Origin of the sequence: Propioniciclava sp., assembly GCF_047602245.1 — a bacterium.
GTDB lineage: Bacteria > Actinomycetota > Actinomycetes > Propionibacteriales > Propionibacteriaceae > Propioniciclava.
In genome coordinates this window covers 3109136-3135356 of record NZ_JASGHT010000001.1, presented here as the reverse complement: position 1 = coordinate 3135356, position 26221 = coordinate 3109136, and the positions used below count along the sequence as shown (strand labels likewise).

The 26221-nt window shown below is 69.8% G+C and carries 25 protein-coding genes and 1 pseudogene; 7 read left to right on the top strand and 19 right to left on the bottom strand.

All coding sequences use genetic code 11. The features are described 5' to 3' along the window. Positions 1-6: 6 nt before the first annotated feature. Positions 7-456 carry a ribosome maturation factor RimP gene (gene rimP / locus QM708_RS14805; RefSeq protein ID WP_415111462.1) on the bottom strand — a complete coding sequence of 150 codons (450 nt, stop codon included), beginning with the start codon at positions 454-456 and terminating at the stop codon, positions 7-9. 146 nt (positions 457-602) lie between these two features. Here rimP and QM708_RS14800 point away from each other — a divergent pair, with 146 nt between their 5' ends. Continuing rightward, positions 603-1679 (top strand): DUF4439 domain-containing protein, encoded by a 1077-nt coding sequence (locus QM708_RS14800; RefSeq protein ID WP_415110198.1) that lies wholly within the window; start codon positions 603-605, stop codon positions 1677-1679. Positions 1680-1826: 147 nt separating this feature from the next. Here QM708_RS14800 and QM708_RS14795 read toward each other — a convergent pair whose 3' ends face one another. From QM708_RS14795 to QM708_RS14745, 11 genes and pseudogenes are all read right to left on the bottom strand, one after another. Continuing rightward, positions 1827-2285, bottom strand: coding sequence for a hypothetical protein (locus tag QM708_RS14795; protein WP_415110196.1), 459 nt, complete (start codon positions 2283-2285; stop codon positions 1827-1829). Between the two features lie 228 nt (positions 2286-2513). Then, a complete protein-coding gene (locus tag QM708_RS14790) occupies positions 2514-3632 on the bottom strand; it encodes a helix-turn-helix transcriptional regulator (protein WP_415110193.1) in 1119 nt (372 codons plus the stop codon). Positions 3633-4564: 932 nt separating this feature from the next. Further along, complete coding sequence (locus tag QM708_RS14785; protein WP_415110190.1) at positions 4565-5362, bottom strand: sulfite exporter TauE/SafE family protein; 798 nt, start codon at positions 5360-5362, stop codon at positions 4565-4567. Positions 5363-5667: 305 nt separating this feature from the next. After that, positions 5668-7434, bottom strand: a complete 1767-nt coding sequence (locus QM708_RS14780; protein ID WP_415110187.1) for a proline--tRNA ligase — start codon at positions 7432-7434, stop codon at positions 5668-5670. Positions 7435-7492: 58 nt separating this feature from the next. Beyond that, positions 7493-7963 (bottom strand): CapA family protein, encoded by a 471-nt coding sequence (locus QM708_RS14775; protein ID WP_415110184.1) that lies wholly within the window; start codon positions 7961-7963, stop codon positions 7493-7495. A gap of 46 nt (positions 7964-8009) precedes the next feature. Beyond that, positions 8010-8672, bottom strand: a pseudogene (locus QM708_RS14770) (CapA family protein); the annotation flags it as partial. A 62-nt stretch (positions 8673-8734) separates the two neighbouring features. Next, positions 8735-9565, bottom strand: a complete 831-nt coding sequence (locus QM708_RS14765; protein WP_415110181.1) for a GNAT family N-acetyltransferase — start codon at positions 9563-9565, stop codon at positions 8735-8737. Beyond that, positions 9562-10707 carry a flavodoxin-dependent (E)-4-hydroxy-3-methylbut-2-enyl-diphosphate synthase gene (gene ispG / locus QM708_RS14760; protein ID WP_415110178.1) on the bottom strand — a complete coding sequence of 382 codons (1146 nt, stop codon included), beginning with the start codon at positions 10705-10707 and terminating at the stop codon, positions 9562-9564. The genes QM708_RS14765 and ispG overlap by 4 nt, the downstream gene beginning before the upstream one ends. Positions 10708-10715: 8 nt before the next feature. Continuing rightward, positions 10716-11990 carry a M50 family metallopeptidase gene (locus QM708_RS14755; protein WP_415110175.1) on the bottom strand — a complete coding sequence of 425 codons (1275 nt, stop codon included), beginning with the start codon at positions 11988-11990 and terminating at the stop codon, positions 10716-10718. Continuing rightward, entirely contained in the window at positions 11990-13150 is a 1161-nt protein-coding gene (dxr, locus tag QM708_RS14750) for a 1-deoxy-D-xylulose-5-phosphate reductoisomerase (RefSeq protein WP_415111459.1), read from the bottom strand. The genes QM708_RS14755 and dxr overlap by 1 nt, the downstream gene beginning before the upstream one ends. Before the next feature lie 155 nt (positions 13151-13305). Further along, positions 13306-13530 carry a nucleotidyltransferase family protein gene (locus QM708_RS14745; protein WP_415110172.1) on the bottom strand — a complete coding sequence of 75 codons (225 nt, stop codon included), beginning with the start codon at positions 13528-13530 and terminating at the stop codon, positions 13306-13308. A gap of 253 nt (positions 13531-13783) precedes the next feature. Between QM708_RS14745 and QM708_RS14740 the strand changes: the two genes are divergently transcribed. Further along, positions 13784-14737 carry a carbon-nitrogen hydrolase family protein gene (locus QM708_RS14740; protein ID WP_415110169.1) on the top strand — a complete coding sequence of 318 codons (954 nt, stop codon included), beginning with the start codon at positions 13784-13786 and terminating at the stop codon, positions 14735-14737. 104 nt (positions 14738-14841) lie between these two features. On the opposite strand, the gene QM708_RS14735 is transcribed toward QM708_RS14740, so the two are convergent. From QM708_RS14735 to rpsB, 7 genes are all read right to left on the bottom strand, one after another. Beyond that, positions 14842-15699, bottom strand: a complete 858-nt coding sequence (locus QM708_RS14735; RefSeq protein WP_415110166.1) for a TIGR02206 family membrane protein — start codon at positions 15697-15699, stop codon at positions 14842-14844. Between the two features lie 8 nt (positions 15700-15707). Further along, positions 15708-16880, bottom strand: coding sequence for a 23S rRNA (adenine(2503)-C(2))-methyltransferase RlmN (rlmN, locus tag QM708_RS14730; protein ID WP_415110163.1), 1173 nt, complete (start codon positions 16878-16880; stop codon positions 15708-15710). A gap of 11 nt (positions 16881-16891) precedes the next feature. Further along, on the bottom strand, positions 16892-17773 hold the full coding sequence (locus tag QM708_RS14725; RefSeq protein WP_415110160.1) for a phosphatidate cytidylyltransferase: 882 nt from the start codon (positions 17771-17773) through the stop codon (positions 16892-16894). Beyond that, complete coding sequence (gene frr / locus QM708_RS14720; RefSeq protein ID WP_415111456.1) at positions 17773-18327, bottom strand: ribosome recycling factor; 555 nt, start codon at positions 18325-18327, stop codon at positions 17773-17775. Before frr ends, QM708_RS14725 begins: the two co-directional genes overlap by 1 nt. Before the next feature lie 52 nt (positions 18328-18379). After that, positions 18380-19090, bottom strand: a complete 711-nt coding sequence (gene pyrH / locus QM708_RS14715) for a UMP kinase (RefSeq protein ID WP_415110158.1) — start codon at positions 19088-19090, stop codon at positions 18380-18382. A 90-nt stretch (positions 19091-19180) separates the two neighbouring features. Next, positions 19181-19993 (bottom strand): translation elongation factor Ts, encoded by an 813-nt coding sequence (gene tsf / locus QM708_RS14710; protein ID WP_415110155.1) that lies wholly within the window; start codon positions 19991-19993, stop codon positions 19181-19183. A 41-nt stretch (positions 19994-20034) separates the two neighbouring features. Further along, complete coding sequence (gene rpsB, locus QM708_RS14705) at positions 20035-20964, bottom strand: 30S ribosomal protein S2 (protein ID WP_415110152.1); 930 nt, start codon at positions 20962-20964, stop codon at positions 20035-20037. A gap of 356 nt (positions 20965-21320) precedes the next feature. Here rpsB and QM708_RS14700 point away from each other — a divergent pair, with 356 nt between their 5' ends. From QM708_RS14700 to QM708_RS14680, 5 genes are all read left to right on the top strand, one after another. After that, a complete protein-coding gene (locus tag QM708_RS14700; RefSeq protein WP_415110149.1) occupies positions 21321-22307 on the top strand; it encodes a siderophore ABC transporter substrate-binding protein in 987 nt (328 codons plus the stop codon). A gap of 89 nt (positions 22308-22396) precedes the next feature. Next, the gene (locus QM708_RS14695; RefSeq protein ID WP_415110146.1) at positions 22397-23392 is read left to right on the top strand and encodes an ABC transporter permease; all 996 of its coding nucleotides are present in this window, start codon (positions 22397-22399) and stop codon (positions 23390-23392) included. Further along, positions 23385-24434 (top strand): iron chelate uptake ABC transporter family permease subunit, encoded by a 1050-nt coding sequence (locus QM708_RS14690; protein WP_415110143.1) that lies wholly within the window; start codon positions 23385-23387, stop codon positions 24432-24434. Before QM708_RS14695 ends, QM708_RS14690 begins: the two co-directional genes overlap by 8 nt. Beyond that, a complete protein-coding gene (locus QM708_RS14685; RefSeq protein WP_415110141.1) occupies positions 24431-25189 on the top strand; it encodes an ABC transporter ATP-binding protein in 759 nt (252 codons plus the stop codon). Before QM708_RS14690 ends, QM708_RS14685 begins: the two co-directional genes overlap by 4 nt. A 105-nt stretch (positions 25190-25294) precedes the next feature. Next, the gene (locus QM708_RS14680) at positions 25295-26071 is read left to right on the top strand and encodes a siderophore-interacting protein (protein ID WP_415110138.1); all 777 of its coding nucleotides are present in this window, start codon (positions 25295-25297) and stop codon (positions 26069-26071) included. Positions 26072-26221: the final 150 nt, after the last annotated feature.

The window sequence follows — 26221 nt, the reverse complement described above, 5'->3', positions numbered from 1 at the left end:
GGGTCCTTACTCCTGTTCGTCGGCGTCGTCGGCGAAGGCGTCCTTGCGGAGCTCGGCCTGCACGACGGCCTTGGTGATGGTCGGGTAGGCGAAGCGGCGCGGCTGGCCGTCGACGTCGAGTTCGACGCCGGCCTCGTCGGTGTCGGTGATCCGCCCGGTCACCGAGCCGTCGACCAGGGTGAGGGCGACCAGGCGTCCGGTGTTGCGGCGGAAGTGCTTGGGCTCGGTGAGCGGACGGTTCACGCCGCGGCTGGACACCTCGAGCGTGTAGGGCGCATTGCCGGTGGCCGACGAGGCGTCGAGGGCCGCGCTCAGCGCGCGCGTCGCGTCGGCGATCTCATCCAGGGAGGGACCACGGCCCTCAGGGCCGTCACCGTCGAGGAAGACGCGCAGCACGCTGCGCTTGCCCGCCGAAGCGATCTCGATCCGGTCGACTTCGAGCCCGCACCGGGCCACCACAGGGCCCACGAGTGCGGTAATCGCTTGCTGTTTCATGGTTCCCCGTTCCTGTTGTGGCCGTGCAGTTGTTCTCGACAGTCTAGCCGCGCCCGATCAGGGCAGCCACCGGGGTGACCGTGCATCGGCCGGTGTAGCCTCGCAGGGTGCTGAGCCGACGTCTGCTGCTGGGAGGCGCCGCGGGCGTCGCCCTGACGGCGCTGGGCGGTTGCGGCGTCCTCGAACCCGGCGGCGCTCCCCCGGCGTCGGCACCCAATCCGTCCGTGCCCGGTCATGCGGCCCTCGCCGCGTTGCGCATCCGGCTGGACGCGGCGGCGTCCGCTGATCTCACCGCCGCGCAGACAGACCTGATCGCGTGGGCGCACGGTGTCAACGATGAGCAGCACGCCGCCACCTCGTTGGCCGTGCCGAGCGCGCGTGGGACCACGGCCGATCCGTCCGGCGGCGCCTCCGCCGATCCGTCAGGCCGCGCCTCCGCCGATCCGTCAGGCCGCGCCTCCGCCGATCCGTCGGGTGCGGCCTCGGCCGGTCCTGCGGGGACGCCGGGAGCGTCGGGCGATCCCGCGGCTGGCCCGGCGGGTTCGACCACGACCCCGTCCGCACCGGACGCCGCGAAGGCGCTCGCCGCCCTCGAGGACGCCCTCGACGAGGCGTCCGCGGCATTCACCGCGCAGGCCCTCGACGCGTCCACGGCCCGTCCGCTGACCTGGGCGTCCATGGCCGCATGGTGCGCAGCGCTACGCACCCAGCTGCCCAGGCCGTCCGCCACCCGTGAGCCGGCCCGCGGCGTGCTGCGGCCGGCACCGCAATCCGCCGGCGAGGCGTTCCAGGCAGCACTGGACGCCGCGAACGCCGCGCTCTACGGACTTCAGGTGGCCGCCGGCCATCCCGGCTTGAGCGCGGAGAACCGGGCGCGACTGGCCGCCCGGATGACGTTCTGGACGAATCTGCGCGACACCCTGGACGCACTCGCGCGCGCGACATCCGCCACCCCCAGCCCCGCGCCACCATGGTTCGAGGTGGCACGCCCGGCGAGCGCCGAGGAGGCGATCGCGATGGTCGCGCGCCTTCAGGCCGCCGCGCTGCCGATCCTGGGACGCTCCCTGGCTCACGGCGACCATGCGCTCCGGCAGCCGCTCGCCGCCGCACTCGCCGATCTCGCCGTCGACATCCCCCGCTGGGGCGGACTCCTCGAGCGTTGGCCCGGTCTGCCGTCCACCTGAGACACGGCGCTTCCCCCGGGAGTGGTGACCTGACCGCAGCCCTGTCCTCCCCATGCTCGTTCGTGCGCACGAGTTGAACCGTTGCCTACGAAATGTCGTGCGCAACCGTGCAACTCGTGCGCACGGATCGGCCGGAACTCCGCCGGCTCACCGGGATACGGACTCCCGCGAGCGGGCCGCACCTGAGGACCGGCGTCCGAGAGCCATCACGACCACGAGGACCACCGAGAGCAGCATGCTCAGCATCATCGACGGGATGGTCAGGGTGGAGATCGTGACGTGCGGCCCGTGCTCCCACAGGTCGGCGGTGTCCCGGTCGACCCAGCCGTCGTGGGCGAGTCGAGCGACCGCGACGGCCATCTCGCCGACGATGCCGGCGATCGCACCGATCAGGGTCACGATCATCAGGGTCGCGGTCCAACGGACGGGACGCGTGACGGCGTCCACGCGCACGCGGTTCACCAGCCACAGCGCCGGCACCACCAGCATGAGCTGGATCACGTGGAAGGTGATGTGCAGGAAGCTGGTGTCTCCTGCGGCGGCGAACGGGAAGATGATGACGAAGGCCAGCCAGACCAGGGCCAGCACGGTGAGACAGCGGCGCATCGGGACTCCTTTGGTCGGTGAGAAGGTGGTCCTCCCGACCGTAGAAACCAACCCCGGCTAGGGCATCGGCCTTTTCGCCTAACTTGCCGCCCCGACCGCCGACGCCGCCCGACGACGTTGAGGCGTCCCCCCGCTGCGCCACGACTCTGCGTCACCGCCGGGGCTTCAGCGGCACCGCCCGTTGAGCATGCATCCGCGACACGGCGATGCTGGGTTGACCGCCGGGCTTCAGCGGGACGTCGTCCGATAGATGTTGACGGCGTGCACACGCCGGTTGTGTTCGGGACTGTGCGGCAGGTCGAGCTTGGTGAATACCGAGCGCAGGTGCGCGTCAACCGTCCGCTCCGAGAGCACCAGCCGCTGCGCGATCCCGGCGTTCGACAGGCCCTCGGCGAGCAAGGCCAGCACCTCGCCCTCCCTGGTCGTCAGCCGGTGGACGCCGCCCGCCAAGCCCCGATCGCGGATGCTCGGTGCGACGGCCGCGCCCGCTGTCGCCCTTGGCGATGCTGCCGAGCCGGGTGAGTGCTCCACCCCACGATCGGTCACCTGCGCGTCGGTGGCGCCGTCATCATCCGCGCCGGCATCGACCTGCTCGGGCAACGCGACCACCAGCGCGTGCGTGCACCCCGCGACGACCACCGCGAGGGCCAGGTACATGCCGGTCAACACGGCAACCGCCCCGAGTTCAGCCATCCCGGTCATACCGGAGCAGAGCATGACGAGCGCCGTCCCGGCGAGCGAGGATCCCGCGACGAGCGCGAGGCGGCGGGTCGCGGCGCCCTCGGCATGCCAGGCCGCCACCAGCGCAGCGCCGGGGCCGACCAGGACGCTCGCGAGGAAGAGTCCGTTGAGAGCGGCGCCCACCGCGGCACCGGGTGACGAGTCGATCAGCGGACGGGCGGCGAGCGGCGCGAAGCCGTCGAAGAACAGCACGAAGCTCACCAGCGCGGCCAGACCTAGCGCGGCGACCCCGCGCAGCACGCCCAGGCCACGACCGCGTCCGAGATATCTGCCCGCGAGCAGCGGAAGCACGGCAAAGCCCGCGATCAGTGGCAGATGGGCCATGGCGGCGACCACGGCGGTCAGCCAACTAGCCCCGGTGTCGGGGTGCGCGTCCGAGACGAGTGCCGCCACGGCCCACAGTCCCGGATAGCCGGCCATCACGGCGGCGAGGACGCCGAGGACACGCCTCCAGGTGTCCCAGCTGGGCCGCATCTGAGTCCCGGACGCCACCACGACGCCCGTTGCGGCCACCATCATCGCCATCACCACCGGGTGCCCGGCCGCGCCGACTCCGGGCCGGCCTGCCGCGGCCACGACGAACACACCCGACGCGGAGGCGGCCACGAGGGGAACCGCAACGGTCCACGACACGCCGCGCGCTTCCCGCGCCCACCCACCGAGCATGGCCACCACCTCACGATCGCCGGATTCGACCAGGGTCGCACGCGCACCCGGGCGCGTCCAGTACCTCACTGCGTCGCGTGGGCCCAGGTGAGCCAAGTACCTCCTCGGCGTTGACCCACCTCGCCCACAAGTCCCCAGGACGTCTCCCCCGGACTGACCACCGTCAGGGCGGCCGGCCGCGCGCACGCATGGTCGATTTCTATGTCCAGATGCGAGGGGAGGATCCACGACAAGGGCAAACGCGACGGCGGGTGAATCTGGACATGGAAATCGACCACCGGTGCGCCCAGAGGTCTCGCGGGTTCGTCGCCCAGGGTCACGACGATGTCACCCGTGGGGCTGACCGCCGGCGCCCAGGGTGGCGGCTCATTCGCGCGCACGAGTTGCACGGTTGCCTACGAAATGTCGTGCGCAACCGTGCAACTCGTGCGCGCGAAGGGACTGGCGTGGCCCAAGCACGCGGCAAGGTTGACCCTGGGCAGCGAGGAGTCGCGTTCGGTCGTCGGCAACGGTGCGACTCGTGCGCCTGCCGGCGACCGACGGTATGCCGCCCGGGTTAGTTGCCGTCGCCCGGGTAGGAAACAGGGCGACGGTATGGAGACCAGGCGGCGTGGCGAGCGACTGTGCGTAACCCGGGCGCGCGCGACCCGACGGGCGCCGATCGAGGTCAGTGTGTCCGCGAGCGTGTAGCCCGGGCACGCGCGACCTGAGCCGGCACGCGCGACCTGCGCCAGCGTTCGCGAGCCGAGCCGAGCGGGCGTGCGCGAGCCGAGCGGGCGGGCGCGACCGGGCGGGCGTGCACACGCCGGGGTTCGTGGGTGTCAGAGGGCACAACCGGGTGGTCAGGGTCGGACGGCAGGGATGCTGGGGCGCTAGAAGCCGATTACCGGGGCGAGCATGTCCCAGGACAGCCGCAGGCCGAGGGCGACGATCACGACCAGGAACACCTTGCGGACGAAGCCGTTGCCGTGCCGCAGAGCCATAGTGGCGCCGATCAGGCCGCCGAGCAGGTTCGCGACGCCCATCACCAGACCGAGTCCCCACCAGATGTTGCCGGACAGGCCGAACACGGCGATGGCGGCCAGGTTGGTGGTCAGGTTCGCCACCTTTGCCAAAGCGGTCGCCACCAGGAACTCGAAGCCCATCACGGCGACGATCAGGATCAGGAAGAACGAACCGGTACCGGGACCGATGAAGCCGTCCCACATGCCCACCATCAGCCCGATCAGCGACAGCCACCCGAACGCACGCCAGCCGGTGTGCCGCACCTGATGATGCAGACCGAGTTGCGGACGCCGCCAGGTGTACCAGCCCACCCCGACGATCGCGGCCAGCACGAGCGGGGTGAACGCAGCCCGGTCCAGGAAGTGGGTGAGCTGCGCCCCCAGCGAGGAGCCGAGCGCCGAGAACCCGACCAGCGGAATGAGCGCGGCCCACGGGATCCGGACGCGGCGCAGATAGGTGACCGCCGCCACCGAGGTACCCATCGCGGACGGCACCTTGTTCGTCCCCGCGATGGTCGGAACCGGCGCGTCGGCCGGCATGCCGATCAGCAGCGCCGGCAACTGGATCAGCCCGCCGCCACCGACGATCGAATCCACCCACCCCGCCAGAAAGGACGCCGCGACGAGCAAGACGATCGTCAGCAGGGGCAACTCCAGCCCGGTCACCGCCACACCATTCCGGTCGCGCTCACGCCGTTCCGCTCACGCGCAGGCGCATGCAGCCCTCGCCAAAGCGGACGCACCATGCCGCTCATGTCTGCACCATTCCGATCACGCCCGCACACCGCCGGTCACGCATACACCGCCGGTCATGACGGTGCCGCGGCCGTGATGATCCGGCGCAGCGGATGCACCATACTCACCCCGGTCACCCAGGCACCTTGCCTGCAGGCCCGGATCACCTGGACGGCGGAGACGACACGGGCCACGCCCGAGCTCGGTCACCCAGGCACCGTGCCTGCCGGCCGGGATCACGGACGCAGCAGCGCGATCAGTTGTTCGGCGACGGCGTCCGCGGCCACCTCGGACTTGTCGCCGCTGGCGCGGTCGCGCACCTCGACGAAGCCCTGGGCCAGGGTGCGCCCGACGACGACCGAGGTGGGCATGCCGAGCAGTTCGGCGTCGGTGAACTTCACCCCCGGGGAGGCCTTGCGGTCGTCCAGCAGCACGGCGATGCCGGCGGCGTCCAGGGTCGCGGCGAGGCCGGCGGCGAAGTCGGCGGCGGCCTGCTCCTTGCCGGTCGCGATGATGTGCACGTCGAACGGCGCCAGGTTGCGCGGCCAGCACAGGCCCTTGTCGTCGCAGCTCGCCTCGGCGACCGCCGCGACCGCGCGCGAGACGCCGACGCCGTAGGAGCCCATGGTGACCGTGACCAGCTTGCCGTTCGGATCGAGCACCTTCAGGCCGAGCGCCTCGGCGTATTTGCGGCCGAGCTGGAAGATGTGGCCCATCTCGATGCCACGGGCCAGGCCGAGCGGCCCAGAACCGTCGGGGGCCGGGTCGCCCTCGCGGATCGCGGCGACGTCCAGGACGCCGTCAGAGGCGAAGTCGCGCCCGCAGACCAGGTCGTAGACGTGGTGGCCGGCCTGGTTGGCGCCGGTGATCCAGCGGGTGCCCTCGACAACCAGCGGGTCGGTCAGATAGCGGACGCCGTGGCCGCCGGCGTCCAGGCCCACCCCCACATCGCTGCCGGGACGGCGCGGGCCGATGTAGCCCTTGACCAGGCTCGGGTAGCGCTCGAAGTCGGCCTCGCCGAACGGCTCCACCTCGGCCGGGGCGACGGCCGCCTCCAGGCGCTTCATGTCGACCTCGCGGTCGCCGGGCAGGCCGATGGCCAGCGGCGTCCGGCTCCCGTCGGGGTTGACCAGCATGAACACCACGTTCTTCAGCGTGTCGGACGCCTCCCAGGCGCGGTCCGAGCGCGGGAACCGCTCGTTCGACAGCGCCACCAGCGACTCGATGGTCGGCGAGTCGGGGGTGTCCTCGACATGCGCGGCCGGGACGCCCGCGGCGTCCTGGGCAGGCGCGAGCGGCCGCTGCACGGCCTCGACGTTGGCCGCGTAGCCGCCCGGGCTGCGCACGAAGGTGTCCTCGCCGATCTCGGCCAGGGCGAGGAACTCCTCCGACGCCGAGCCGCCCATCGCGCCCGAGGTGGCCGATACGATCACGTATTCCAGCCCGAGGCGTTCGAAGATGCGCTGGTAGGTGGCCCGGTGCGCGTCATAGGACGCCTGCAGGCCGGCGTCGTCGATGTCGAAGGAGTAGGAATCCTTCATCACGAACTCGCGCCCGCGCAGCAGGCCGGCCCGGGGACGCGCCTCGTCCCGGTACTTGGTCTGGATCTGGTACAGCGACAGCGGCAGGTCCTTGTACGAGGAGTAGAGATCCTTCACCATCAGGGTGAACATCTCCTCATGGGTCGGCCCGAGCAGCAGGTCGGTGCCCTTGCGGTCGGCGAGACGGAACAAGTTGGGGCCGTATTCGGTCCAGCGGTTGGTCGCCTCGTAGGGGTCGCGAGGCAGCAGCGCGGGGAAGCGCACCTCTTGCGCGCCCATCGCGTTCATCTCTTCGCGGACGATCTGCTCGACCTTCTGCAAGACCCGCAGGCCCAGCGGCAGCCAGCTGTAGATGCCGGGGGCGACGCGGCGGACGTACCCGGCCCGGACGAGCCAGCGGTGGCTGGGCACCTCGGCGTCGGCGGGGTCCTCGCGAAGCGTGCGGACGAACAGCTCAGACATGCGCGTGATCACGGACGCAGAGTCTAGTGCCCTCACCGGCCCACCGGGGCGCCGGCCGTCACCGGACCGCGCCGATCTCCTCGATGCCCTCAGCCCCCAGCAGGCGCACCGCCTTGGCGATCTGCTCCTTGGCCGTCGTCAGTCGCGCCGTGTCGCCGGTGCCGTCGGCGAGGGATTTGTTGACATCGAGGACGCGGGCGGGCTTGCCGGGCTCGCTGAGGGTCATCAGCAGCGGCAGGTATTCGGCCTTGGCCGCCGCATAGGGGCGCTCGCCGTCGGGCACATCGCCGCGGCGCTCGAAGGTGATCCGGGCCAGGTACTGCTCCCAGGCGCGCGGCGTGTTGACCCGCATCTGGCCGACCAGGTTCCCGCCGCCGTACACCACCCAGACGCCGTTGATCTGCTCCCACGGCTGCGCCACGTGCGCGTGGTGGCCGTAGACCAGGTCGAACACGCCGGACTCGGCGAGCGTCCTGGCCAGACTCGAACTGCTCCTGGTTCGGCTTGTGCTGGTATTCGGTGCCGGCATGCATGGCGGCGAGCACGATCTGCGCCCCGGCCCGGCGCGCGGCCTCGCCGCGGGCGATCATCCGCTCGGCGTCCAGCATGTCGATCGACCAGGCGCGCGCGGCGCCCGGCCCGTCACCGTTGACGTCGTAGGTGCCCGCGACCACGGCGACCTTCACGCCGCGTTCGGTGGTGACGAGGGCGGGCGAAGCCTCCGACGCCGCTTTCGTCCGGTAGCTGCCGGCCGCCGCGATGCCCTGCGCGTCCAACACATCGAGGGTGCGGGTCAGGCCGGCCCATCCGCGGTCGAAGGTGTGGTTGGACGCCGTCGTGCAGTAGTCGAAGCCAATCGCCTTCGACGCCGCCACCGTCTCGGGCGGCGACCCAAAGGCGGGGTATCCGCTGGGCTTTCTGCCCTCGGGCACCACCGGCACCTCCATGTGGCACACCGACACGTCGGCGTCCTCGATGTAGCCGCAGACGTTCGCGAACAACGGCTCGAAGTCGTAGTCGACTCCCCGGGCCTTCCCAGCCTCGGCGGCGTCCTGGACCAGCCCGTTGTGCCACAGCAGGTCGCCGCTGACGGTGACGCTGACCGTCTTGGGGATCGGCGGTTCGGGCAGACGGTCCAGCGGCGCGTCCGGTAACCTCCCGCAGCCGGCCAACGCCAGCGCGAGAGCCGCGGCCACGACCAGCGCAGCCCTGGCGGTACGGGACGCGCGCAAGTGCATGGGCCCGATGCTAACGAGCAGGCCGTCCCGCGACCCTGGCGACACTCGCGGGCGCGGGAACCTCAGAACAGGACCGACGCCAACTCCCCGACCACCTCGTAGCCGCAACGTTGGTAGCAGGCGACGGCCGGGGTGTTGAAGTCGTTGACGTACAGCGACGCCACCCGTCCCTGGCCGACCACCGCGTTGGTGACCGCGGCCATCGCGGGAATCGACAGGCCGCGTCCGCGCAGGCGGGGCGTGACCCACACGCCCTGCACCTGTGCCACCTTCGCGCTCATCGCGCCCAGGTCGGCCTTGAAGATCACCTCGTCGTTCTCGACGATCGCGAAAGCGCGCGCCCCGACGATCAGGGTGCTCACGTAGTGGCGGTAGCCGGCCGGGTTGGAGTTCAGCGGGTCCTCCTCCAACTCTTCGCGGTACATGGCGACCGCGCCGCGCAGGTAGCTTTCGTACACGGCCGGTGTCGCGAGCGCGACCCGCGGGTCGGGCTCGGCCGGGCTGGGCGTCGCGCAGGCCATCAGCAGTTGCCGCGGACGGACCAGCCGGGCGCCGGCGTAGGTGGCGGGCCAGCGTTCCGACAGCCGCCGCCACAGCCCGAGGGCGTGCGCGCTCGGCCCGACGATGGCCACGAAGGAACGCCAGCGGCCGATGTCGGCGGCGAACGCGTCGAGGGCTTCGTCGTCGGCGTTCACGGTGACCAGGTTGGCCCCGACGTGCAGCAAGGATGTCGGGGCCTTCGCGGGGTAGCCCCACAACTCGCCCGGGGTGCCGGTGCGCAGCACGCCGGCCTCCACCCGGGATGCGACGAAGCAGTGCTGGACGGGGTCGGCGTCCAGCAGCCGGGCGACGAGCGCATCATCGCGCTCGCCGAGAACCCGGCTACGCCTCACCCCACCGTCACCTCGGGCGCCTGCCCCGTCGGCTCCATGTCGGCGGCGATCCGGTTCGCCTCGGTGATCAGCGTCTGCACGATCTCGGATTCGGGAACGGTCTTGATCACCTCGCCCTTGACGAAGATCTGGCCCTTGCCGTTGCCGGAGGCCACCCCGAGGTCGGCCTCGCGGGCCTCACCGGGACCGTTGACGACGCAGCCCATCACGGCGACGCGCAGCGGCACGCTCATCCCCTCGAGGCCCTTGGTGACCTCTTCGGCGAGCGTGTAGACGTCGACCTGGGCGCGTCCGCAGCTGGGGCAGGAGACGATCTCGAGCTTGCGCGGGCGCAGGTTGAGCGACTCCAGGATCTTGTTGCCGACCTTCACCTCTTCGGCCGGCGGCGCCGACAGCGAGACCCGGATCGTGTCGCCGATGCCCTCGGACAGCAGGATGCCGAAGGCGACCGAGCTCTTGATGGTGCCCTGGAACGCCGGGCCCGCCTCGGTGACGCCCAGGTGCAGCGGGTAGTCGCATTGGGCCGACAGCTGCCGGTAGGCCTGCACCATCACGATCGGGTCGTTGTGCTTGACCGAGATCTTGAAGTCGAGAAAGCCGTGCTCCTCGAACAGGGACGCCTCCCACAGCGCCGACTCGACGAGCGCCTCCGGAGTAGGACCGCCATACTTGGCCAGCAGCCGCTTGTCGAGCGAGCCGGCGTTGACGCCGATGCGCAGGCTGATCCCGGCGTCCGCGGCCGCCTTGGAGATCTCGCCCACCTTGTCGTCGAACTGGCGGATATTGCCCGGGTTCACCCGGACGGCCGCACAGCCGGCGTCGATCGCGGCGAACACGTACTTGGGCTGGAAGTGGATGTCGGCGATGACCGGGATCTGGCTCTTCTTGGCGATGATGTGCAGCACGTCGGCGTCGTCCTGGCTGGGCACGGCGACGCGCACGATGTCGCAGCCGGACGCGGTGAGCTCGGCGATCTGCTGCAGGGTGCCGTTGATGTCGGTGGTCTTGGTGGTGGTCATCGACTGCACCGAGACCGGCGCTCCCCCACCGACCGGCACCTTGCCCACGTTGATGCGGCGGGTCGGCTTGCGCGGCGCCAGCACGGGGGCGGGAGCCGTGGGCATCCCCAGGTTGACGGTCATGACACTCCTCAGAAGATCTTCACGGGCGAGACGATGTCGGCCACGATCAGCACGACGCCGCACAGCAGGATGAATCCTCCCACCAGGTACGACACCGGCACCATTTTCGCGGTGTCGACGTGGCCGGGATCAGGGCGTCCGCCCAGGCGGGCGAACGTGCGGCGCAACCATTCCCACAGCGCGCCGGCGATGTGGCCGCCGTCCAGGGGCGGCAGCGGAACCAGGTTGAACAGGGCCAGGAACAGGTTGACCGAAGCGAGCAGGCTGGCGAACATGGCCGCGCGGGCGGCGACCGGGAAATCTTCCTGGGCGCTGGCCTGCCCGGCCACGACGCTGGCGCCCACGATGCTGACCGGGCTGTCCAGGGAGCGCGGCTGGCCTGCGATCATGTCGGCGACCACGTTCCACACCTTGACCGGGAACTGCACGATGGCGACCACCGACTGCCGGGTCAGGTCGGCCATCGACACCAGCACCTCGCCGGGACCGCCGCGAATCAGCTCCGAACTCGGGTACACCCCCAGCGAGCCGACCTGGGTGGTCTTCGACGCATCAGCCGGATCGGCGACCGTGCTGAGGCGAGTGTGCACGGTCGGCAGGGTGACCTGCTGGCCGGCCCGCTCGACGACCAGGGTCGCCTCGGCGTCCAGATTGGCGCGGATCAGCTCGGTGAGTTGCGGGTAGTCGGCGATCGGCGTCCCGTTGAAGGCGACGATCCGGTCGCCGGACTGTAGGCCGGCCTGCGCGGCCGGGGTGAGCGGATCGGCCGCGGTGCAGTCACGCTGCTCGGCGGTGACGCACTGCTGGATCGAATGCACCAGCGGCGTCGTCGTCGGCGTGCCGTACAGGCCGGTGACCGCCCAGAACAGGCCGAAGGCGATCAGCAGGTTCATGGTGATCCCGCCCGCCATGATGATCAGCTTCTGGTAGGTCTTCTTCTGGTAGAACAGCGCGCCGTCGTCGCTCGCCTCGATGCCGCCCCATTCCAGGCGGCGCGCGTCATCGGCTACCCGGCGCAGCCAGGTCGGCTTGGCGCGCGGATTGGGCGGCGGGTACATGCCGAGCAATTGCACGAAACCGCCGAGCGGGAACGCCTTGATGCCGTAGACGGTGTCGCCGCGCCTGACCGACCACAGGGTCTTGCCGAAGCCGACGAAATACTGCGGCACCCGGACGCCGAACAGTTTCGCCGGTAGCAGGTGGCCGAGTTCGTGCAGCGCCACCGAGACCATGAGCAGGGCGAAGAACAGGACGCCGAACACGGCGGTCCACAACAGTTCCATCAGGCGACCCCGCAGATCTGCCGGGCCCGGTCGCGCGCCCAGGCGTCCGCCGCGAGCACGGCCTCAAGGGTGAGGGAGCCGTCGGGGACATGCCCGGCGGCCAGATGTTCGTTGAGCACGGCTTCCACGGTATCCACGATGCCCAAGAAGCCCAGATCGCCGGCGCAGAAGGCGTCCACGCAGATCTCGTTGGCGGCGTTGAACACCGCCGGCGCGGTGCCGGCCGCCTTGCCGGCGCGGCGGGCCAGTTCGACGGCGCCGAATGCCTCGGAGTCGAGCGGCTCGAACATCCAGGTGCGCGGGGTGGACCAGTCGTAGGACGGGGTGACATCGGCGACCCGGTCGGGCCAGGACAGGCCGAGCGCGATCGGCAGGCGCATATCGGGCGGGCTGGCCTGGGCGATGGTGGCTCCGTCGGTGAACTCGACCATCGAATGCACGTCGCTGGTGGGGTGGACGACCACGGTGATCGCGTCGTAGTCGACGCCGTACAGCAGAGCGGCCTCGATGAGTTCGAGGCCCTTGTTGACCAGGGTGGCGGAGTTGACGGTGACGACGCGGCCCATAGTCCAGGTGGGGTGGGCCAGCGCCTGCTCGGGCGTGACGCCGGCGAGTTCGGCGCGGGTGCGGCCGCGGAATGGGCCGCCGGACGCGGTGAGGATCAGCCGCCTGACCTCTTCTCGACGGCCCGCGCGGAGGGATTGGGCGAGCGCCGAATGTTCGGAGTCGACGGCGACAATCTGGCCGGGAGCCGCGGCGTCCGTCACGAGGCGTCCGCCGATGACCAGGCTCTCCTTGTTGGCCAGCGCGAGCGTCGTGCCCGCCTTGAGGGTGGTCAAGGTGGCGAGCAGGCCCGCGGCGCCGGTGATGCCGTTGAGGACGACGTCGCAGCTCATCGCGGCGGCGCGCTCGTTGGCGCCCGCGCCGGCCACCTCAATGCCGGTGTCGGCGAGCATCGCCGCCAGCTCGGTGGCCGCCTCGTCGGTGGCCACCCCCACGAACCGCGGCCGGAACCGGCACGCCTGCTCGGCGAGAAGTTCCAGGTTGGCGCCACCGGCCGTCAAGGCGACGACGTTGAACTGATCGCCCCGGGTGGAGATCACCTCCAACGCCTGGGTACCGATCGAGCCCGTCGAACCGAGGATCACCACATCACGCACGCCGTCCATTCTCTCACCTCGCCGCGGTGCTTCTTTCGCACCCCGCCCAGACGGTTGGCGCTGTTCTAGACCCGGTCACGCATTCTGAGAACGGCTTGCTCGAGAGGATCAAGGTCGTCGGCGACTGTCCTCCAGCCGCGCCACGTCGCCCCTCGTCACAGGGGAACCAGATCCTGTTCAACGGTGGCCCTGATCGCCGGTTTCAGGCCTGCGTCCGGCACCAGATCCACCTCCACGCCAAGAAGGCTCTCAAGCTCAGCCTGCATTCTCGCCATCGCCAGAAGCCCTGTGCGGGGAGGGAAATCGACGAGCAGATCAAGGTCACTGCTGGGTCCTTCTTCTCCGCGAGCGACACTCCCGAAGACACGGGCGTTGGTCACCCGTGGTCGCGAAGGATACGAAGCACCTCGGCACGGCGCGTTGCCAACAGCCGTCCGGTTGGCCCGGACAACCGCTGACGCTCGACCGTCGTGCTCATGAGTTCATGGTAATCCGCCGCCATCATGAAACCCAGAGGCCCGGCAAACCGCCCTCGCCCAGGGGTGATCATGACGACCACCGCTGCGGCGTCCACTCAAGCCAGGATCTCCGTAGGCACCCAAGGACCGCTCCGCCACGCCTAGCATGACGATCATGACCTCTCTTTGCGTCGCGGTCGTGCAGGCCGGGTCCACCGTGTTCGACACCGCCCACACCTTGACCCGCGCGGAAGCGTTCCTGCGTGAGGCGTCCGCGCGTGGGGCACGGCTGGTCGTACTGCCCGAGGCGTTCCTGGGCGGCTATCCCAAGGGACTCGACTTCGGCATCACCGTCGGGTCGCGTGCTCCGGCCGGACGCGAACTGTTCCGTCGCTACGTCGAGTCGGCGGTCACCCTGCCCGGGCCCGAAGTCGACGCGCTCGCGGCCTGGGCATCCGAGTTGGGCATCGACATCGTCGCCGGCGTGATCGAGCGCGACGGCGGCACGCTCTATTGCTCGTCGGTGTTCATCACCGCCGAGGACGGACATGTCGCCACCCATCGCAAGCTGATGCCGACCGCCGCCGAGCGCTACCTGTGGGGCCAGGGCGACGGCTCCGGATTGGCGACCGTGACCACCCCCTACGGCACGCTCGGTTCGGCGATCTGCTGGGAGAACTACATGCCGCTGCTGCGCACCGCGCTGTACGCCCGCGGCGTCGAGCTGTGGTGCGCCCCCACCGTGGACGACCGCGAGGTGTGGGCGTCCACCATGACCCACATCGCCCTCGAAGGACGCTGCTTCGTCCTCAGCGCCAACCAATACCTGCTCCGCTCGCAGATGCCGGCCGACGTGTCGCCGGTGCAGGGCGACGATCCGAACGCGGTCCTCATCGCCGGCGGCAGCATGATCGTGTCGCCCCTCGGCGACGTGCTCGCCGGCCCCTTGCGCGGCGGCGAGGGCGTCCTGATCGCCACCCTCGACCTGGACGACCTCACCCGCGCCCGCTTCGACCTCGACGTGGTCGGCCACTACGCCCGTCCCGACGTCTTCACCCTGCAGGTGGACACCTCACCCCGCACGACCGTCGCCGAAGACCCCGGTCGCCGAGACCACCCGACCGCCTGACCTCGTTGCGCACGATCAATACCGTTGCGCACGAAATATCGTGCGCAACGGTGCATATCGTGCGCGTGAGTGCGCTTCGCTGTTCCGGCCGCGCGGCGCACGGACTACGCGGGGCGACGAACCGGACGCCGCGAGCGCACGGCGTCCGCGAGCCCGAAGGGCGCCCAGCACAGCAGGAACGCTCCCCCAGCCAGGCCTGCCATGATCGGGATGTAGCGCGGCCACTCGGGCAGCTTGTCGAGCAGGCTCGCGGTCTCGAGTTTGCCGTTGATGTAGAGGTAGTTGGACCCGAGCCGGCGGTTGATGCCGAACACCACCGCGCCTTGGGCCAGCAGCACGCCGAACGCGCGCAGGGCGCCGGACGCCGTGGGCCGGTGCCCGTCGACGACCAGATGCCACACCGGCACCGCGACGAGCAGGCCGTGGCTGACGAAAAACTGCACATGCCGGAAGTGCTTGGGCCCGTAGGCGCCCACGTCCGGGGTGGCCATCGCCTGGGTCGCGCCCGCCAGACCCCAGTAGTAGCCGAGATCCCGGCCCAGAGCGCTCGGCCGCAGCAGGGTCGCGGTATCGACCCAGATCAGCGTCGAGCAGAGATGGAACGGCAGCATCTGCTTGGGCGTCCAGGTGCCGTTGCGGGCGCGCCAGCCGTGGTACATCGCCTCCTGCCCGATCAGTGCGGCGACCAGCAGATGCCGGGTACGGCGGCGTCCGGTCGGGCCCATCCGGCGTCCGGCGATCACCAGCCCCGCGACCGCGGCGCCGACCGCACCGATCGACGCCAGATGCGCGCGCGATCCCAGCGCGAAGAACTCCCCGCCCGGCGACGCGGAGAAGAAGCGGCCCAGCGCGGCTGAGAATCCTCGGCGTCCGTCCCCGGAGACCGCCTGCCCCGTGCCCGCGGCTGGTCCGGCGGCGTCCGGCACCGAACCGCTGCCTGCGTCCCCCACGCGCAGCGCCACCGCGAGCGCTACTTCTGCTTGGCGGCCAGCTGGCCGCAAGCGCCGTCGATCTCCTGGCCGCGGGTATCGCGGATGGTCGCGGCGATGCCGCGGGCGTTCAGGCGGCGCACGAACTCCTGTTCGTCGCGGCGGCGCGAGGCGGTCCACTTCGAGCCCGGCGTCGGGTTGAGCGGGATCGGGTTCACATGCACCCACCCCGCCCCACGACCGGACCCGGTCAGGACGTCCGCCAGCGCGTCCGCGCGCCAGGCCTGGTCGTTGACGTCGCGGATCAGCGCGTACTCGATCGACACCCGCCGGCCGGTGGTCTCGAAGTAACGGTAGGCGGCGTCCACCACCTGGCCGACCTTGAACCGGGTGTTGATCGGCACCAGGCTGTCGCGCAGTTCGTCGTCCGGGGCGTGCAGGCTGACCGCCAAGGTGACCGGCAGCCCTTCGGTGGCCAGCTTCTCGATCCGCGGCACCAGCCCGACGGTCGAGACGGTGATGCCGCGCGCCGACATGCCGATGTCGTCGACCATGCGCCGCACGGCCGCCATGATCGCCGGATAGTTGGCCATCGGTTCGCCCATCCCCATGAACACGACGTTCGAGAGCCGGACGCGGGCGCTGGCCGCGACCACCTGGGCGACGATCTCGCCGGCGGACAGGTTGCGCTGCAGCCCGCCTTGGCCGGTCGCGCAGAAGGGGCAGGCCATCCCGCAGCCGGCTTGGGAGGAAATGCACAAGGTGGCGCGGTGCCGTCCGGTGCCCGAGGACGGCTTGCCCGGCACCCCGTACTCCATCAGCACGCTCTCGACCAGGTTGTCGTCGTGCAGCCGCCACAGCGTCTTCACCGTGGTGCCCTCGTCGGCGGTCTGCACCGCCACCTCGCGCAGCAGCGGCGGGAAGAAAGTCTCGGCGACATCCGCGCGCAGCGAGGCGGGCAGATCGGTCCAGGTGGCCGGGTCGGTGTTGGCCTGCTTGTAGTAGTGGGCGTCGAACTGGGACGCCCGGAAGCCGGGCAGCCCGGCGGCGGTCACGGCCGGCCGCCGCTCGTCGGGGGCCAGGTCGGCCCAGTGCTTCGGCGGCTTGCCCCGGCGCGGGGCCTCGAACACCAGTGGCAGCGTGCGGCCGGCCCGCGCGTGGGCGTCCAGCTCGTCTGCGCGCGCCTTCTCGGACGCGGTCAATCCCTTATTCATCGCCGTGAAGGCTACCCGCCCGGGACGAACAGGTACATCACGAACCACGCCGGGGCGGCCGCCACCAGCATGGAGTCGAGCCGATCCATCACGCCGCCATGGCCCGGCAGGATCGAACTCATGTCCTTGATGCCGACGTCGCGCTTGATCGAGCTCTCGATCAGGTCGCCGCAGGTGCCGAAGAAGACGCACACCGCACCCAGCAGCGCACCCACCCACCAAGCCGCGCCCAGCAGCCAGACACTGAGCAGCGCGCCGACCACGCAGGCGAACAGAAACGAGCCGAACAGGCCCTCCCAGGTCTTCTTGGGGCTGATCTTCGGCGCCAGCGGCGTCCGCCCGAACAGCACCCCGACCGCGTAGCCGCCGGTGTCGCTGGCCACCACGCACAGCAGGAAGGTCACCATCCGCGCCGCGCCGTGCTGGCCGGCCAGGATCAGCGCCGTGAACGAGCCCAGCAGTGCGATGTAGCCGATGATGAACACCGACGCGGCGGCGTCCCGGACGAAGTTCTCGTGCCCTTGCGGGAACCGGGCAATCAGGGCGGCCAGCACGGTGGCGCCCAGGCACATCAGCAGCACCGCGTGCCAGGGCATCAGCCACAGGCCCACATTGGTCGCCGCCGCGTAGGTGCCGAGGATCATCGCGACCGTGCCGAGCACGATCGGGACCACCGCGGCCTTCATGCCGAGGCGGCGCATCGCGCTGTTCACCTCGATCGCGCCGAGGCCCAGCATGGTCGCGGCGAGCAGGATGAAGCCCCAATGCCACCAGGCCAGCGTCACGACGACGAGCGCGACCAGGCCGACACCGACGGCGATCGCCGCCGGCAGATCGCGCCCGGCCGAACGTTTCTTCGGTGCCGCCGGGGTCGGCGCTGAGGCGTCCGCCATCAGACCTCGATCAGCTCCGCTTCCTTGGCCTTGAGCAGCTCGGTGACCTGGTCTTCGTACTTGCGGGTCAGGGTGTCGAGTTGCTTTTCGGCGCGCGCCGCGTCGTCCTCGCCGACCTCCTTGGCCTTCTCGGCCTTCTTGACGGCGTCCACCGCGTGGCGGCGGTTCGAGCGGATCGCGACCTTGGCCTCTTCGGCCTTGGTGCGCGCCAGCTTGATGTACTCCTTCCGGCGTTCCTGGGTCAGCTGCGGCAGCACGATGCGGATGTGCTGGCCGTCGTTGGCCGGGTTGACGCCCAGGTCGGAGTCACGGATGGCCTTCTCGATGCCGTTCATGGCGTTGCGGTCGAACGGGCTGATCAGCACCACGCGGGCCTCCGGCACCTGGAAGGTGGCCAGCTGCTGCAGCGGTGTGGGGCTGCCGTAGTAGTCGACCATGATCTTGTTGAACATCGCCGGGTGGGCGCGGCCCGTCCGGATGCCCGCGAACTCCTCCTTGGCGTGGTCGATCGTGCCCTTCATCTTCTGTTCTGCGGTGGACAGGACGTCGGCGATCATTGGCTCAAGCTCCTTGCGTCGTTGATGTACGGGTCGTGTGACGATGGCGTCAGACGTGGACGGTGGTACCGATCTTCTCACCGTTGACCGCGCGCGCGATGTTGCCACGGACGCCGAGGTCGAAGAACACCATCGGCAGGCCGTTATCGCGCGCCAGGCTGACCGCGGTGGCGTCGGCTACCTTCAGGTCCTGGGCGAGGAACTCGGTGTAGGTCAGCTCGTCGTAGCGACGAGCGTCCGGGTTGGTGCGCGGATCGGAGTCGTAGACGCCGTCGGTGCCGTTCTTGCTCATCAGCAGCACCTCGGCGCCCACCTCGAGAGCACGCTGGGCAGCGACGGTATCGGTGGAGAAGAACGGCATGCCCGAGCCGGCGCCGAACAGCACGACCCGACCCTTCTCGAGGTGACGCACGGCGCGCAGCGGAATGTAGGGCTCGGCCACCTGCCCCATCGTGATCGCGGTCTGCACCCGGGTGGGCACGCCGGCCTGCTCCAGGAAGTCCTGCAGCGCCAGGCAGTTCATCACGGTGCCGAGCATGCCCATGTAGTCGGCGCGGCGGCGCTCCATGCCGGCCTGCTGCAACTGCGCACCGCGGAAGAAGTTACCGCCGCCGGTGACGATGGCCACCTGGGTGCCCTCAGCCACGATCTCGGCGATCTCCTGGGCGATCCCCGCGATCACGTCGGGATCGATGCCCACACCTCCGCCTCCGAAGGCCTCACCCGACAACTTGAGAAGGACGCGCTTGTAGACAGCCATCGAGAGGACTCCTTGGGGTTAGGGAAGACGAAAAAGTGGCGGGGCCGCACGCATGCGACTCCCGCCACTTTAGTGGATGAACGCGGCCTCTCAGGCGCCCGCGGACAGACGCACGAAGCGCTTGACGGTCACGCCGTTGTCCTTGAGCAGCTGGCCCACGGTCTTCTTGTCGTCGGAGACGGACGCCTGCTCCAGCAGGGTCACCTCCTTGAAGAAGCCGCCCAGACGACCCTCGACGATGCGCGGGATGATCTTCTCGGGCTTGCCCTCTTCCTTGGCGGTGAGCTCGGCGACGTGACGCTCCTTCTCGATCACCTCGGCCGGGACGTCCTCGCGGGAGACCCACTGCGGCTGCATCGCGGCGATCTGCATGGCAATCCCACGCACGAACTCCTCGCTGCCGCCCTCGTACTCCACCAGCACGCCGACCTGCGGAGGCAGGTCCTGGCTGCGGCGGTGCAGGTAGGTGGCGGTCGGCGCGCCGTAATGCGCGACGGCGGCCAGCTCGAGCTTCTCGCCGATCTTGGCGGCCAGTGCGGCCACGGCGTCCTCGATGGTCGACCCGGACGCCAGCACGACGACCTTGGCGGCCTCGAGGTCGGCGGCACCCGCGGCGTCCACGGCCACGGCGATCTCGCCGGCCAGCGCCACGAACTCCTCGTTCTTGGCGACGAAGTCGGTCTCGGCGCCCAGCTGGATCAGCGTAGTGCCGGCGCCGGCGACCAGGCCGTTGGTGGCCTCGCGGTCGGCGCGGCTGGACACCTTGGCCGCACCCGTCACGCGCAGGATCTCGGTGGCGGCCTCGAAGTCGCCGTTCGCCTCGACCAGCGCCTTCTTGGCGTCCATCATCCCGGCGCCGGTGGCGTCGCGGAGCTTCTTCACATCAGCGGCAGTGATTGCCATGTGCTGTCTCGCTTCCTTGGTTCTTGGTAGCTAGTGGTGGGTCACTGGGCGGACGCCGGCGAAGCCGGGGAGTCCGGCGAATCGGGCGACTCCGGGGACTCGGCGAGCGCGGCGGCCTCGGCCTGCGCACCCTCGACGGCGTCGGCCAGCGCGTCGGCCTGGACGTCGCTGCCCTCGACCGCTTCGGCCTCGGAGGTGGTCTGCTGCACGCCACCCAGCAGCTCACGCTCCCACTCGGCCATCGGCTCGGCGGCGGGCGCACCGGCGGCGACGCCACCGGAGCTACGGGCCAGCAGGCCCTCGGCGGCGGCGTCGGCGATGATGCGGGTCAGCAGCGCGACCGAACGGATCGCGTCGTCGTTGCCCGGGATCGCGAAATCGACCTCGTCGGGATCGCAGTTGGTGTCGAGGATGCCCACGATCGGGATGTGCAGCTTGCGCGCCTCGTCGATCGCCAGGTGCTCCTTCTTGGTGTCGACGACCCACAGCGCCTGCGGCAGCTTGTGCATATCGCGGATGCCGCCCAGCGTCTTGGCCAGCTTGTCCTTCTTGCGCTCCTGCTGCAGGAGTTCCTTCTTGGTCAGGCCGGTGCCCGCGGTGTTGGAGAAGTCGATCGCCTCGAGCTCCTTCATCTTCGCGGTGCGCTTGGAGATGGTGGCGTAGTTGGTGAGCATGCCACCCAGCCAGCGCTGGTTCACGTACGGCATGCCGACGCGGGTGGCCTGCTCGGCGATCGCCTCCTGGGCCTGCTTCTTGGTGCCGACGAACAGGATCTGCCCGCCGCGGGCGACCGTGTCGCGCACGAAGGCGTAGGCGGTGTCGATGTAGGTCAGCGACTGCTGCAGGTCGATGATGTAGATGCCGTTGCGCTCACCGAAGATGAAGCGCTTCATCTTGGGGTTCCAGCGGCGGGTCTGGTGTCCGAAATGGACGCCGCTCTCGAGGAGCTGGCGCGTGGTCACGACGGCCATGGCCGTTCCTTTCTCGCGGGCGCGCATGCGCGTCCGCTACGGGTTGAAGCGGGCCGAACCTTTCGGCCCTCCTGATGCGCCGATCACCCCCTTGCCCTGAGGCACCCGAGAGGCGACCGGACCCGTGCGGGCCCACTGGCGCATGCGAAGTCGATCCGGATCCACCGAATCGCTGAGGCGAGTTTAGCCCGAATCGCCGGGCCGTGCCGCACGGCGTCCGGACCGTGCCGAACAAGGCGCGGGACCGCCGCGGTGTCAACCCCCCAAAATCGGCCAAAGGCGCCACCGCTCACATTAGGTAAGGCTCTACTGGTCAAATCGGCAGCCGCACTGCCGCACCCAACACGAAGGACACCATGGCCCTCCAGCGTTCCCGCTTCCTCGCCCTCGCCGCCGCGGCGGCGCTCGCGCTCAGCGCGTGCAGTTCCCCGGCGCCGTCCTCGTCGCCGACCGCTGCCGCGGCGAGCAGCGTGACGGTCACGGACAACAACGGCAGCCACACCATCGCCACGCCACCGAAGTCGGTCGTCGCCACCGACAACCGCACCTTCCAGACCTTGTCGGAGTTCGGCGTCAAGCTGTCGGCCGGCGCCGTAGCGCTGATGCCCGACACGAATCCGTACAAGAAGGACGCCTCCATCGTCGACACCGGCAACCATCGCGAGCCGAACCTCGAGGCGATCGTCGCGGCCAACCCGGACCTGGTCATCGTCGGCCAGCGCTACACCGGCCACTACGAGAACATCGCCAAGCTGGTGCCCGAGGCGAAGGTGCTGCTGCTCGACCCCCGCGAAGGGCAGCCCTGGGACCAGGAGATGAAGCGCCAGACCACCGTGCTGGGTGAGATCTTCGGCAAGCAGGCCGAGGCCAAGGCGATCAACGACAAGTTCGACGCCGCGATCGCCCGGGTCAAGGCCGCCTACGACCCGGCCGACAAGGTGATGGCGCTCAACGTGTCCAACGGGAACATCGGCTACATCTCCGCCGACGAGGGCCGCACCCTCGGCGAGGCGGTGCGCTTCCTGGGCCTGACCGAGTCCTTCAGCGTCACCAACCCGACCATGGACCATGAGGGCGAGGAGGTCTCGGTGGAGGCCATCGCGGAGTCGAACCCGGACTGGTTCCTGGTGATGGACCGCACCGCGGGCGTTGGGGCGAGCGACGGCGCCGAGGTGCGCCCCGCCCTGGAGATCATCGACAACAACCCGGCGCTGGCCAACGTGACCGCGGTCAAGAACGACGCGGTCGTCGTGATGCAGGACGACGCCTACCTCAACGAGAGCGTCCAGATGTACACGAGCTTCCTGAACGCGTTCGCGGACGCGCTCGAGAAGGCGAAGTAGTCCTCATCCGGTGAGCGAACGGCGGTGGCGGAACGGATCCTGCGATCGTTCCGCCACCGCCGGCACACGCCTGACCCACTTCAGAGGAGGTGGCCGAACCCATGTCCGATGTCGGGCTTCTTCCCCCGCGTTCCCGCACCCGGCTATTCGACCCGTACCTGACGATCGGGGTGGCCGTCGTCGCCGGCCTCCTGGTGCTCTCGCTGTTCACCGGCGTCTACGACGTGGCCGGCGCCGAGGACGGCTGGGAGATGTTCGCCATCACCCGGATCCCGCGCACGGCCGCGCTGGTGCTGGCCGGCGGCGCCATGGCCATGTCGGGCCTGGTGATGCAGTTGCTCACCCAGAACCGGTTCGTCGAGCCGACCACGATCGGCACCACCGAGTGGGCGGCCCTGGGCCTGCTGGTCACCATGATCGCGCTGCCCGAATCGGGCATCATGCAGCGGATGATCGGCGCCATCGTGTTCGCGTTCGCCGGCACGATGGTCTTCTTCCTCTTCCTGCGCCGGGTGTCGCTGCGCTCCTCGCTGATCGTTCCGATCATCGGCATCATGCTCGGCGCGGTGGTCGGCTCGGTCACCACCTTCCTCGCGCTGCAGACCAATATGCTGCAGCAGATCGGGGTGTGGTTCGCCGGCAGCTTCACCGCCGTCCTGCGCGGGTTCTACGAACCCTTGTGGAGCATCACGCTGGTGGTCATCGCGGTGTTCATCGTCGCCGACCGGTTCACAGTGGCGGGTCTGGGCAAGGACGTCGCCACCAACGTCGGGCTCAACTACCACCGCGTCGTCCTGCTCGGTACCGGGCTGATCGCCGTCGCCACCGGGGTGGTCACCGTGGTGGTGGGCAACCTGCCGTTCCTGGGGCTGATCGTGCCCAACATCGTCTCGCTGATCCGCGGCGACGATCTGCGCAGCAACCTGCCCTGGGTCTGCCTGACCGGCATCGCCATCGTCACGGTCTGCGACCTGATCGGGCGCACCATCATCAAGCCCTTCGAGGTCCCGGTGTCGCTGATCCTGGGCATCGTCGGCTCGGTGGTCTTCGTCTTCCTTCTGCTGAGGCAGCGCAAGCATGACTGAGAACATGATCACCACCGACGCCGCCCCCGCGGCCACCAGCAAGCGGCTCTCCACCGCATTGCCGACCCGATCCTCGCGGCGCACCTATTGGACGGTCCTGGCCGTCCTCATCGCGTTGTCGCTCGTCTTCGGCACCGGCCTGATCCTGTGGGACAACCCGATGCCACTGGGCAGCGACGGCTTTTGGCGGGTCGTCGACCTGCGCGCCACCAGCGTGGTGGTGATGGCGATCGTCGCGGTCTGCCAGGGCATCGCGACGGTGAGCTTCCAGACCGTGGCGAACAACCGGATCATCACCCCGTCCATCCTCGGCTTCGAGGCCCTCTACGCCGCGGTGCAGACCTCGATGGTCTACTTCTTCGGGGTCGCCGGCCTGCTCGCCTTCCGCGGCCTGCCGCAGTTCGCCTTCCAGGTCGCGCTCATGGTGGGCCTGTCGCTGACGCTCTACGGCTGGCTACTGTCGGGCAAGTACGCCAACCTGCAGGTGATGCTGCTGGTCGGCATCGTGATCGGTGGCGGGCTCGGGTCGGTGTCGACCTTCATGCAGCGCATGCTCACCCCGAGCACCTTCGACATCCTCACCGCGCGGCTGTTCGGCAACGTGTCCAATGCCGACCCGGCCTACTTCCCGCTGGCCATCCCGCTGGTGGTCGTCGCCGCGGGCCTGATGCTGGCCCGCTGGAAGCGGCTCAACCTGCTCAACCTGGGCCGCGACGTCACCACGAACCTGGGCGTCAACCACCAGCGCGAGATGATCACCACGCTGTTCCTGGTCTCGATCCTGATGGCGGTGTCCACCGCGCTGGTCGGGCCGATGACCTTCCTCGGCTTCCTGGTGGCCACGCTGGCCTACCAGTTCGCGCGCACCTTCGACCACCGCTACCTCTTCCCGGTCGCGGTGCTCAACGCCTTCGTGGTGCTGTCGGGGGCCTACTTCGTGATGCGGCACATCTTCTACGCCCAGGGCGTGGTCTCCATCATCATCGAGATGGTCGGCGGCACCCTGTTCCTCGTCATCATCCTGAGAAAGGGCCGGCTGTGATCACCTTGACCAACGTCTCCAAGACGTACAGCAGCGAGGTGCGGATCGGCCCGGTCACCCTGGAGATTCCCCGCGGCGGCATCACCGCCCTGGTCGGGCCCAACGGCGCCGGCAAGTCGACCCTGCTCACCATGGCCGGACGCCTGCTCGGCATGGATTCGGGCACGATCGAGGTGGCCGGCTACGACGTGGCGTCCACCAAGTCGCGGGATCTGGCCAAGATCGTGTCGATCCTGCGCCAGGAGAACCACTTCATCACCCGGCTCACCGTCCGCCAGCTGGTCGGCTTCGGCCGGTTCCCCTACAGCCAGGGCCGGCTGACCACCCGCGACGAGGAGATCATCAGCCGCTACATCGACTTCCTGGAGTTGCGCGACCTGGAGGGCCGCTACCTCGACCAGCTCTCCGGCGGCCAGCGGCAGCGCGCCTACGTGGCGATGGTGCTGTGCCAGGAGACCGACTACGTGCTGCTCGACGAGCCGCTGAACAACCTCGACATCGCCCGCTCGGTGTCGATGATGCGCCACCTCAAGAAGGCCGCCACCGACCTGGACCGCACCATCATCGTGGTGCTGCACGACATCAACTTCGCCGCCGCCTACTCCGACTACATCTGCGCGATGAAGGACGGCGCCATCGCCCGGTTCGGCACCCCGGCCGAGATCATGCGTCCCTCGGTGCTGACCGAGATCTTCGACACCGACATCCAGGTGATTCCCGGCCCGGACGCCCGTCCGGTCGCGGTGTACTTCTGAGCCGGCACCCCGGCTGAGGCCGCGGCGTCCCCCGGACGGGCACACTAGATAAGGTAATCCTCATCTTATCGGCCGCGAGGCGGCTCGATTCCGGGAAGGGACGCGATGAACCAGGTGATCCGGCATGAACTGCACGCGCGGGTGGGCGCCGTGGCCGAGGTGATCGACCTCGCGCCCCGGATGCGCCGGGTGGTGATCGAACTCGCCGCGGGTTCCCCGCCGGTGCCCTGGGTGCGCCTCGCGGTGGGCGACCACGTCAAGCTCGCCTTCCCGGACGCCTCCGGTCGGCTCAACCTGCCGGCGCAGCCCGGCGTCCGGCCGGCCCCGGGCGAGCCGCGGCCGGTGCTGCGCGATTACACGGTCCGCGCGGTGCCGGACGCCGCACACGCGGTCTTCGACTTCGTCCTGCACGGGGACGGGCCGGCGAGCACGTGGGCGAGCAACGCCACGGTGGGGTCACCGCTGGGCGTCCTCGGGCCGCGCGGATCCCGGGTGATGCCCGGTGACCGGCCCCGCTACCTGTGCCTGATCGACAGCACCGCCCTGCCCGCGGCCGCCCGCTGGATGGAGGAGGCACCCGCCGACGCGGTGGTGGAGGTCGCCGTCGAAGGCCCGGCCGAGACCATCGCCGCGCTGCCCACCCGCGCCAACGGCTCGCTCACCCGTGTCGAGGGCACCGACGGCAGCGGGCTGGTCGCCTACCTGACCGGCCACCGCCCCCACCCCGGCGACCTGGTCTGGGCGGCCGGCGAGACCTCATCGATGATCGCCGTCCGGCGAGCGGCGGCGGCTCTGGGCGTCTCCCGCGAGGATCTCGACGTCCACGGCTACTGGAAACAGGGCGTGGCCAACCGCGATCACCACGCCCCGCTGGAGGACTGATCCCCCGGCGCCGGAGTCGCCCACGACTCACAGCGGTGGCGCGGTCGCGGCGTCCGTTCCGGGGAACGGTCGTTTGCCATCCGCCGCCCCACCTGCTGTAAATTAGGTTAGACAAACCTTAGCAATAGCCCACCAAGCCCTACAGCAAGA

What these genes read in the sequence shown, in the direction of transcription:
- rpsB (WP_415110152.1), bottom strand. Translation starts at nt 20,964, where the DNA reads ATGGCCGTCGTGACCACGCGCCAGCTCCTCGAGAGCGGCGTCCATTTC.
- QM708_RS14755 (WP_415110175.1), bottom strand. Translation starts at nt 11,990, where the DNA reads ATGGAACTGTTGTGGACCGCCGTGTTCGGCGTCCTGTTCTTCGCCCTG.
- QM708_RS14680 (WP_415110138.1), top strand. Translation starts at nt 25,295, where the DNA reads ATGAACCAGGTGATCCGGCATGAACTGCACGCGCGGGTGGGCGCCGTG.
- pyrH (WP_415110158.1), bottom strand. Translation starts at nt 19,090, where the DNA reads ATGGCTGTCTACAAGCGCGTCCTTCTCAAGTTGTCGGGTGAGGCCTTC.
- QM708_RS14795 (WP_415110196.1), bottom strand. Translation starts at nt 2,285, where the DNA reads ATGCGCCGCTGTCTCACCGTGCTGGCCCTGGTCTGGCTGGCCTTCGTC.
- QM708_RS14780 (WP_415110187.1), bottom strand. Translation starts at nt 7,434, where the DNA reads ATGTCTGAGCTGTTCGTCCGCACGCTTCGCGAGGACCCCGCCGACGCC.
- QM708_RS14740 (WP_415110169.1), top strand. Translation starts at nt 13,784, where the DNA reads ATGACCTCTCTTTGCGTCGCGGTCGTGCAGGCCGGGTCCACCGTGTTC.
- tsf (WP_415110155.1), bottom strand. Translation starts at nt 19,993, where the DNA reads ATGGCAATCACTGCCGCTGATGTGAAGAAGCTCCGCGACGCCACCGGC.
- ispG (WP_415110178.1), bottom strand. Translation starts at nt 10,707, where the DNA reads ATGACCGTCAACCTGGGGATGCCCACGGCTCCCGCCCCCGTGCTGGCG.
- QM708_RS14700 (WP_415110149.1), top strand. Translation starts at nt 21,321, where the DNA reads ATGGCCCTCCAGCGTTCCCGCTTCCTCGCCCTCGCCGCCGCGGCGGCG.
- QM708_RS14725 (WP_415110160.1), bottom strand. Translation starts at nt 17,773, where the DNA reads ATGGCGGACGCCTCAGCGCCGACCCCGGCGGCACCGAAGAAACGTTCG.
- rlmN (WP_415110163.1), bottom strand. Translation starts at nt 16,880, where the DNA reads ATGAATAAGGGATTGACCGCGTCCGAGAAGGCGCGCGCAGACGAGCTG.
- QM708_RS14775 (WP_415110184.1), bottom strand. Translation starts at nt 7,963, where the DNA reads ATGCCGGCACCGAATACCAGCACAAGCCGAACCAGGAGCAGTTCGAGT.
- QM708_RS14690 (WP_415110143.1), top strand. Translation starts at nt 23,385, where the DNA reads ATGACTGAGAACATGATCACCACCGACGCCGCCCCCGCGGCCACCAGC.